Raw genomic sequence first — 7916 nt, 5'->3', positions numbered from 1 at the left:
AGCCAGGATCAAACTCTCAAGTTGAACTTGAAGCTTTGAACCGGCTGATCACAACGTTTGACGAGGTCCCACCAATCGATCTCCACGCTTCACAGCGCGGAAACCATGGTGTTACCTTTGAAACATTGTCCGCCGAAGTCTTCTCGTCCGATCCCAGAACCAAAAGCCGAAGCCTTCAATCCCGAGACCCGCAAGGACTCCGCCGTCCACGTTTCTCTTTCTTCATCTTCACTTGTCAAACAGCCCGCACTTGTTAGTTCGCTTCGAACTAATTAGTGCATCAACTTCTTTGGTCTCGTTCACCGTGGAAGTCCCGATTGCCGGGGCGCTTCACATAGCTGATTTTGAGAGACCGTCAAGAGCCTTTCCGAAGAAAAACTCAGGAGCCAGTCGGAAGAAGAAACATCAAAGAAAACAACGTTGGTCCCGAAGGTCGGGGGCCTCAGTCATCAGTGATGTCCGGCTGGCGTGGTGGTGAGATAGTGCGATGCCGCATCCCGCGCAAGAACTTTTTGCGACGGCTGTGCAGAAATGTGGATAGCGCTGTCGCCGCCCACGCTCGGCCTCCTCACACGCCGTTTCTGTTCCATTTTGGAGCGGCGGGCGCGCGCAGCGTCAGGAATTGCTCGCCTTCGGTTGCACCAGCGCACGATGCGAGTGCGGCATGGGCATGCAGGACGAGATCCTTCCGCCGGACGAGGTTGGTCGGACAGACGCTGCCGAGATTGCTGGTGTCGATTTCGAGGGTCGCGATCCCCTCCCCCGCCTGCGACGATCGCGGCGCAGCGCGGAACGCCAATGGTTCCGGACCGGGCCGCGGAGCCCGGAATCGAAGTTCGCGGCGTCGCACACATTCGCGAATGCGAACTGGCATTGGTCTCGCCACCGCGAGCACGGAAGTGATGCGAGGGACGATCGGCGATATCCGCAAGCCTGGCGGTGACGCGGCCGGGAATGGCTCGGCTGTCCCGGCCGGATCGGTCAGCCCTGTTGCCGCAAGCTCCGGAAATACCACCAGCCCGACGAGGGCGCCCTCGCCACCAACCAAACATGCTTCAATCAGCGCGGCCTTGGAATTGGTTGATCGTGCTCGCGTCTCTGGACTGACTTGCCCAACGCACGGACGTTACGGTCCGCTGAGGACGTCGATCCTGTCGAGCGCGTTGTTGCAGCGATGCCAGCATCAATTCGAGCCCACATGCAGCAAGAGCAGCCGCGGCATTGTTGCTTGGTCGACATTGTTGCCTGGTGACCTGCCGCGTGGTGACCTCCGCGGCGCCGCATCGTCCGAGGCCGGCGCGAGACGGCGTCAACGCGATCGCGGCGGCGTGCTGCGTGCTGGAGCCGTCAGGAAGCGATCGAGCTCGACGATCGCTTCGGCCTCGCGGGCGCGCCGCAGCTGCCTGGCCTGCTCGATGCCCGGGGGCAGACGTTTCGCCCTGTCTCGCGCTTCGCGCGCCATCTCCAGCAACCGCTCACCCAACGACATCGTCTGCTTGACACGCCGGCGCCGCTTCTTTTGACCTTCTACGTCCATGCGGGATTGCATCCAGTTTCATTGATGCGCATCGACGACTCTAGATCAGGAGCTGCCGCGCGCATCAACATAAGTGAATCGGCCGTGACCAACGTCGTCCGGGCGGCAGAGCAGCAGCGGCCGGCCGCGCCGGGAGCATCGAGGCTAGCCGCAGCACCGCCGACGGCTCCTTCGCACGGCTGGGATGCGTGGACCGGGGGCGGTCTCTGCCCGCCCCGGTCCCATCGGCTGATGCGCGCGGTTGGGCAGAACGAGCATGCGCTTTCGCCGCAGCGTCCGGAGCCAGTCCAGCACGTCGTTGCGCGACCTGAGTGGACGAGGCAATGCCACTCAGGCCTGCGCGAACTTGATGGTCGACACCGGCCAGCGGCCGTCATGGCCACCGATGGTGATGCGCAGACCGTGGAGTTCGTCAAGATGGACGTACTCCACTGTTCCGGCCTTGCCGTCGCTCAGCGCCACAGCCTTGCCGACCAGCTCGGTCTGCGCCCGTTCGAATTCGCGCAGGATGCAGAAGGCTCGCGTCTTGACGGCAACCATGAGGAACTTCGAGACATGAGGGGGGAACCGCCGGGCAGCACAGGCCGCTCGACGGTCGTTCAAGTCGGCATGCGGACGCCGAACGTCAACCCGTCCTCAAGCAATCGTGCGCGCCGCAAGGCAGCGAGCGCCGGGCTTGCCCATCAGCGGCACTCGAAATTCGCCGCATCCTCGAGGCTGCCGCTGCCCTTGTAGGTCAGCACCTTCGGGAACGCGCAGAGATCGCGTGTGCGCCCGGGCCATGGCACATCGGGCGCGCGCCGCGCGGTGGCCCGGATCGCCTCGGGCGCCGCGGCCGTGCCCTCCACCCATCGGTCCAGCGCGGTCAGCAAGTCGAACTGATCGGTGGCGGGTCCGCCGCCGCAATGGTTCATGCCGGGAACCAGGAACAGCCGCGCGAAGCCGTCGGCATCGGCGCCGTATTTGGTCTTGAGCTGATCGACATAGTCGACGGTGTCGAGCGCCGAGAAGATCGGGTCGGCCGTGCCGTGATAGAACAGCATCTTGCCGCCCTTCGCCTTGAAGGCGTCGAGATCGGTCGAGGTCGCGGCCTCATATTCCATGCCGGCGTCGAAGCCGCCGGCGCCCTTCATCACCTTCCGCGGATCGCGGTCGAGATCGAAGTTGCGCACCCAGGCGACGAGATCCTCCGGCGTCTCCGGCGGGCTCATGAAATCATAGGCGACGCCGCCGGGAACGAGCGTGAGATTGCGCGCATTGGGCGGACTCGCCTTGGGCGTACCGAGCTTCCAGGCGCGCCAGCCGGGCGCGGCGAGGCCGGGATCATACGGCCAGCGCGCATAGATCAATCCGCCCATGGAATTACGGCTGCCGTCGAACATCAGCTTGACGGCTTTCAGCTTGGGGACAGGCAGGCACTGCGAACTCTGGCCCTCCTTGCAGGCGAGCGCGGCCGGATCGAAGCGGCAGGCCATGACGTCCTGCACCATGCCATCCTTGGCGCCGTCGGCGCCATCGCACGACGCGGTCACGGCATCGGCCACCAGCTTCAGGTCCTCGTCGCTCAGCGCGCTGCCGACATCGGCCTTGCCGTCGGGGCCGGGCGGCGCGATCGCCAGCAGCGCCTGCTCCTGCGCGATCACATCGATGCCGGCCAGCGGCACGCGATAGGCCGGCGCGCCGGCGATGACGCCGTCGAACAGCTCCGGGAATCGCTGCGTCACCGCCATCGCCTGGCGGCCGCCGTTGGAGCAGCCGGCGAAGTAGGACCGGCGCGGCGCCTTGCCGTACAGCTTCTCGGCCGCGGCCTTGGCGGCAGCAGCCACGGGCGGAATCGAGCTGTAGCCCTTGTCGCGCCGCGCCTGCGGATCGAGGCCGAACAGATAGGGCCCGAGCGGCCCCGGCTCCTCGAGATGGCCTGCGTCGGTCGAGGCCACGGCATAGCCGTTGGAGAGTCCATTCGGCGGCGTGGCGCCGGTGAGCAGGCCGAGTGCCGGGCGCAGCACGCCGTCGACGCCGCCGCCGCCCTGAAAGACGAACTTGCCATTCCACGTCGCAGGCAATCGCAGCTCGTAGCCAACAGCATAGGGCTTGCCGTCGATGCCGGTACGCTCGTTGATCTTGCCCCGGATCAGGCAGTGATCCGGCGCGGGTGCGGTCGCGCCCGCAGGCGCGGGCGGCGCCAGTTGCACGCCGCCCGCAGCGACGAATTCCGCCGTGACGATGCGGCCGCTGCCGGAGAAGCCCTGAGCCAGCGTGGCGCAGCTCGCCTTGAAATCCTCCGCCTGCGCGGACGCCATGGCCGACGTCGTCAGCAACACCGCGGTCAGCGCCGTCACACGGATCGTCATCACGTCGTCCTCACACCTGCGGGCCAAAGCCCGTCACGCATCGTCGTTGCTTCGCGGCGCGCTCGATCGCTTCCGACCATAGCCAAGCCTGCGCCCGCCGCAAGCGGCCGTGCGCATGGGTGCGATTGAAAACGTCAGCCGAAGCGTGCCATCTGATGGGTGTTCAAGGAAGCGTCGAGGGACATCATGGCTGCGGACATCAGGTTGAATGCCTTTGCGATGAACTGCGTCGGGCACCAGTCGCCCGGCCTGTGGCGGCATCCGCGCGACCGTTCCTCCGACTACAATCGCCTGCCCTATTGGCTCGACCTCGCCAAGACCTTGGAGCGCGGCCGCTTCGACGGACTGTTTCTCGCCGACGTGCTCGGCGTCTACGATGTCTATGGCGGCAACCCCGACGCGGCGCTCCGCCACGCCATCCAGGTGCCGGTGAACGATCCGATGATGCTGATCTCGGCGATGGCCGCCGCGACCTCCCATCTCGGCTTCGGCGTCACCTGCACACTGTCCTATGAGCCGCCCTACCCGTTCGCGCGGCGGATGTCGACGCTCGATCATCTCACCGAGGGCCGCATCGGCTGGAACATCGTCACCGGCTATCTCGACAGCGCCGCACGCGGCATGGGCAGGGAGCGCCAGACCGCGCATGACGATCGCTACGACGTCGCCGACGAGTATATGGAGGTCGTCTACAGACTGTGGGAAGGCAGCTGGGAGGACGATGCCGTCAAGCGCGACCGGACCAGCGGCGTGTTCACCGATCCCACGAAGGTTCACCGTGTCAGCCATCGCGGCGAGAACTACCAGCTCGACGCCATCCATCTCTGCGAGCCGTCGCCGCAGCGAACGCCGGTGCTGTATCAAGCCGGCACCTCGCCGCGCGGCCGCGTGTTCGCCGGCCGGCATGCCGAATGCGTGTTCATGTCCGGCCCGTCCGCCAAGATCATCGCGCCGCGCGTCGCCGCGATCCGCCAGGCCGCCGCCGACGCGGGTCGCGCGGGCAGCGACATCGTCATCTTCAGCATCGCCACCGTCGTGCTCGGCGAAACCGATGCGGCGGCCGAGGCGAAGTTCGCCGACTATCGCCGCTACATCGACCACGAGGCCTCGCTGACCTTGATGTCGGGCTGGACCGGCGTCGACTTCTCGACCTACGACCTCGACCAGCAGGTCCGCCACGTGCTCAACGATGCCGGCCGCAGTGCGATGGACAACGTCACGCGGGCCGATCCGGACCGGGTGTGGACCGTGCGCGAGGTTGCCGAGCATGTCGGCATCGGCGGTATCGGCCCGGTGTTCGTCGGCTCACCGGCGAAGGTCGCCGATCTCATCGAGAGCTGGATCGAGCAGACCGGCGTCGACGGCCTCAACCTCGCCTTTGCGCTGTCGCCGGAGAGTTTTGCCGATGTCGCGGACATGCTGGTGCCGGAGCTGACCAGACGCGGCCGCTACAAGAAGGCCTACCAGCCGGGTACTTTGCGCGAGAAGATGTTCGGCCGCGCCCGGCTCGCGGCACCGCATCCGGCGGCGAGCTACCGGCCGTAATGCCGCTGGCACTCAGCCCGACAGACGCGACAGCAACACGGCCACCGCCGCCTCGATCGGCTTGATGATCGGCACGGCGAATTGCCGCTGCAACTGATCGGCGGCCTGCGCCAGCGGCCCGCCGCCGATGATCACGGCCTCGGCGCCGTCCTCGGCAATACAGGCGCGCGTGGCGTCAGCCAGGGCGGCACCAAGCCGCGCCGGATCGACGGCGAGCGCGGCCGGGTCGCCCTGCGTCAGACGCGTCCCGGTGAACTGCGCCGACAGGTTCAGCCTGTGTGCAAGGCCCGCGATGCTCGCGACCAGCGCAGGTGTCACCGTGGCAACGCCGAAGCGCCGCCCGCCCTCTGCGGCCTCGCGCATCGACGCCTCGCCGATGCCCGCCACCGGCAGCGAGCACTGGCTGCCAAGCTCCGCGGCGCCGGGATCGCCGAACGCCGCGACGATGATGCCATCGCAAGCATCGCGATGCGCGCGGCCGATATCGACCACTTCCGCCGCCGATGCGGCCAGCGCCTCGGCATCCACGATCATGGCCGGCGCCCGCGTCGCGGTCGCGCCGACCACCTCGGCCCGGCCGGCGCAACAGGCGGCCGCAATCGACACCATCATCGCGGTGGTCGTGGCCGAGCTGTTGGGATTGATCAGGAGGATGCGGGGCATGAGGACGGTTGCTCAGATGACGAAGCTCTCCTCGTGAACAATCGTCGGCCAAACGTCAACTCCAGGCCCATTCGCCTATGGGGTGGCGGGCGTCCGCCGTTCGTCGCCGGCGCTCACCCGATCCGCATCGACAGTTCGACTTCGTCGCCGAACGGCACCGACAGATAGCCGTTATCAGGCGAACGGACGTAGGCGAGGTAGTCGGGGCTGTGGTCGGCATTGTCAGCGACGATGAACGCGCCGGCGCTGAGCCGGCTCTCGAGCAGCGCCAGGATATCGCCATACAGCGGCTTGGCGCCGTCGAGCAGCACGAGATCGATGGTCTCCGGCAGATCGGCGCTCAGCGTCTGCAGGGCGTCGCCCTGGCGGATCTCGACCAGATCGGCCAGGCCGCCCTCCGCGAGGTTGGCACGGGCACGGGCGACCTTGGACGGCTCGAACTCCGTGGTGATCAGCCGGCCGCCGCCATTGTCGCGCAGCGCCGCGGCGAGGAACAGCGTCGAGATGCCGAACGAGGTGCCGAATTCGACGATCGATCGCGCACCGACGCCGCGCGCCAGCATGTAGAGCAGCATGCCGGTGTCGCGCGACACGGGCAACGGAAAGTCCTTGAGCTGCGTGTAGAGCTCGACATGGCCGGACCGGCTGCGCATCAGTTGCGCGCCCCGTTCGGCCATGCCGGCGAAGATCGGGCTCGTCTCCGGCCGCAGCAACGTGGCCTCGGCAAGCAGGCGGTCCAGCAGCGGCGCCACCGGCTGGGTGGTCAGGGTGAGCATTGATATTCTCCGTGGTCTCGATGCGTGTCGTTTGCGTCGAAGTCAGAATACGAATAATCATTCGCATTCGCTAATCGCATTTCGGAACGCTCCATGGCCCCGGCTCGAAAAGCCCCGATTTCCCCGCGAAAACTGCCGCAACAGACACGCTCGGCCGACCTCGTCGCGGCCATTCTGCAGGCGGCTGTTCAGGTTTTGACCAAGGAAGGCGCGCAACGTTTCACCACGGCCCGTGTCGCCGAGAAGGCCGGCGTCAGCGTCGGCTCGCTCTATCAGTACTTCCCGAACAAGGCGGCGATCCTGTTCAGGCTGCAGAGCGACGAGTGGCAGCAGACGACGAAACTGCTGCACGGCATTCTGGAGGACACGCGCCGTCCGCCTCTGACGCGATTGCGTGCACTCGTTCACGCGTTCCTGCAATCGGAGTGCGACGAGGCCGCCGTGCGCGGCGCGCTCGACGACGCCGCCCCGCTCTATCGCGACGCGCCCGAGGCACGCCAGGCCAGGACCCGTGGCCGCCGCGCCATGCTCGCCTTCATGCGCGAGGTGCTGCCTGGTGCCGGAGAGGCCGAGCGCGCGCGGGTCGCCGACCTGATCAAGACGACGCTCGGCCAGGTCGGCAAGCACTTCTCGGAGACACCGCGCAGCCGGGCCGAGATATCGGCCTATGCCGATGCGATGGCCGACATGTTCTGTGCGTATCTCTCCACCGCGAACAAGCCTCACAGACGTAAGGCCGAGTAGTCCTAGAGCCGGCGCGTCTCCGGTCAAGCGGCCTCTCGGGGCACTCCCGCCATGCGCTGGCTTGTCCCGCGCACCACGCCTCTCCCACGCACACTGGGAACCTCTGCACGGCCACGGCCTGCCGCGACGCTACGTTGACTTGATGCCGTCGTATCCCAGATCGCCGCTGACTTGATATAGCGCCGCAGGTCGGGGGCCCGCAGCCAACGTACCACCCCTCGGCTCTCCTGAAGCTTTACATCTACGGCTATCTGAACCGGGTGCAGTCGAGCCGGCGGCTCGAACGGGAGGCCGGCCGCA

Annotated in this window: 8 protein-coding genes and 1 pseudogene; 3 read left to right on the top strand and 6 right to left on the bottom strand. The window is 66.7% G+C overall.

Translation table 11 applies throughout. The features are described from left to right. Nucleotides 1-568: 568 nt before the first annotated feature. The 4 genes from ACQR0U_RS32275 to ACQR0U_RS32260 all read right to left on the bottom strand — a co-directional run bounded on the left by ACQR0U_RS32275 (nucleotide 569) and on the right by ACQR0U_RS32260 (nucleotide 3888). On the bottom strand, nucleotides 569-799 hold the full coding sequence (locus ACQR0U_RS32275; protein WP_315828605.1) for a hypothetical protein: 231 nt from the start codon (nucleotides 797-799) through the stop codon (nucleotides 569-571). A 510-nt stretch (nucleotides 800-1309) separates the two neighbouring features. Next, on the bottom strand, nucleotides 1310-1537 hold the full coding sequence (locus tag ACQR0U_RS32270; protein WP_315718641.1) for a hypothetical protein: 228 nt from the start codon (nucleotides 1535-1537) through the stop codon (nucleotides 1310-1312). Nucleotides 1538-1867: 330 nt separating this feature from the next. Continuing rightward, nucleotides 1868-2077: a PRC-barrel domain containing protein gene (locus tag ACQR0U_RS32265; RefSeq protein WP_315718640.1), complete on the bottom strand. Its 210-nt coding sequence runs from the start codon at nucleotides 2075-2077 to the stop codon at nucleotides 1868-1870. Between the two features lie 143 nt (nucleotides 2078-2220). Then, nucleotides 2221-3888, bottom strand: coding sequence for a tannase/feruloyl esterase family alpha/beta hydrolase (locus ACQR0U_RS32260; RefSeq protein WP_434844044.1), 1668 nt, complete (start codon nucleotides 3886-3888; stop codon nucleotides 2221-2223). A gap of 186 nt (nucleotides 3889-4074) precedes the next feature. On the opposite strand from ACQR0U_RS32260, the gene ACQR0U_RS32255 reads away from it, so the two are divergent. Beyond that, complete coding sequence (locus tag ACQR0U_RS32255) at nucleotides 4075-5433, top strand: LLM class flavin-dependent oxidoreductase (protein ID WP_434844043.1); 1359 nt, start codon at nucleotides 4075-4077, stop codon at nucleotides 5431-5433. Between the two features lie 12 nt (nucleotides 5434-5445). Here ACQR0U_RS32255 and ACQR0U_RS32250 read toward each other — a convergent pair whose 3' ends face one another. Continuing rightward, the gene (locus tag ACQR0U_RS32250; protein WP_434844042.1) at nucleotides 5446-6096 is read right to left on the bottom strand and encodes an aspartate/glutamate racemase family protein; all 651 of its coding nucleotides are present in this window, start codon (nucleotides 6094-6096) and stop codon (nucleotides 5446-5448) included. A 113-nt stretch (nucleotides 6097-6209) separates the two neighbouring features. Further along, nucleotides 6210-6872 (bottom strand): O-methyltransferase, encoded by a 663-nt coding sequence (locus tag ACQR0U_RS32245; RefSeq protein ID WP_316193983.1) that lies wholly within the window; start codon nucleotides 6870-6872, stop codon nucleotides 6210-6212. Nucleotides 6873-6965: 93 nt separating this feature from the next. Between ACQR0U_RS32245 and ACQR0U_RS32240 the strand changes: the two genes are divergently transcribed. Continuing rightward, complete coding sequence (locus ACQR0U_RS32240; protein ID WP_434844041.1) at nucleotides 6966-7616, top strand: TetR family transcriptional regulator; 651 nt, start codon at nucleotides 6966-6968, stop codon at nucleotides 7614-7616. 200 nt (nucleotides 7617-7816) lie between these two features. After that, nucleotides 7817-7916 (top strand): annotated as a pseudogene (locus ACQR0U_RS32235) (transposase); the annotation flags it as partial.

Origin of the sequence: Bradyrhizobium sp. HKCCYLRH3097 (genome assembly GCF_051167875.1) — a bacterium.
Lineage (GTDB): Bacteria > Pseudomonadota > Alphaproteobacteria > Rhizobiales > Xanthobacteraceae > Bradyrhizobium.
Note: the sequence above shows the minus strand (reverse complement) of the source record. Positions and strands in the feature narration are given on the sequence as shown.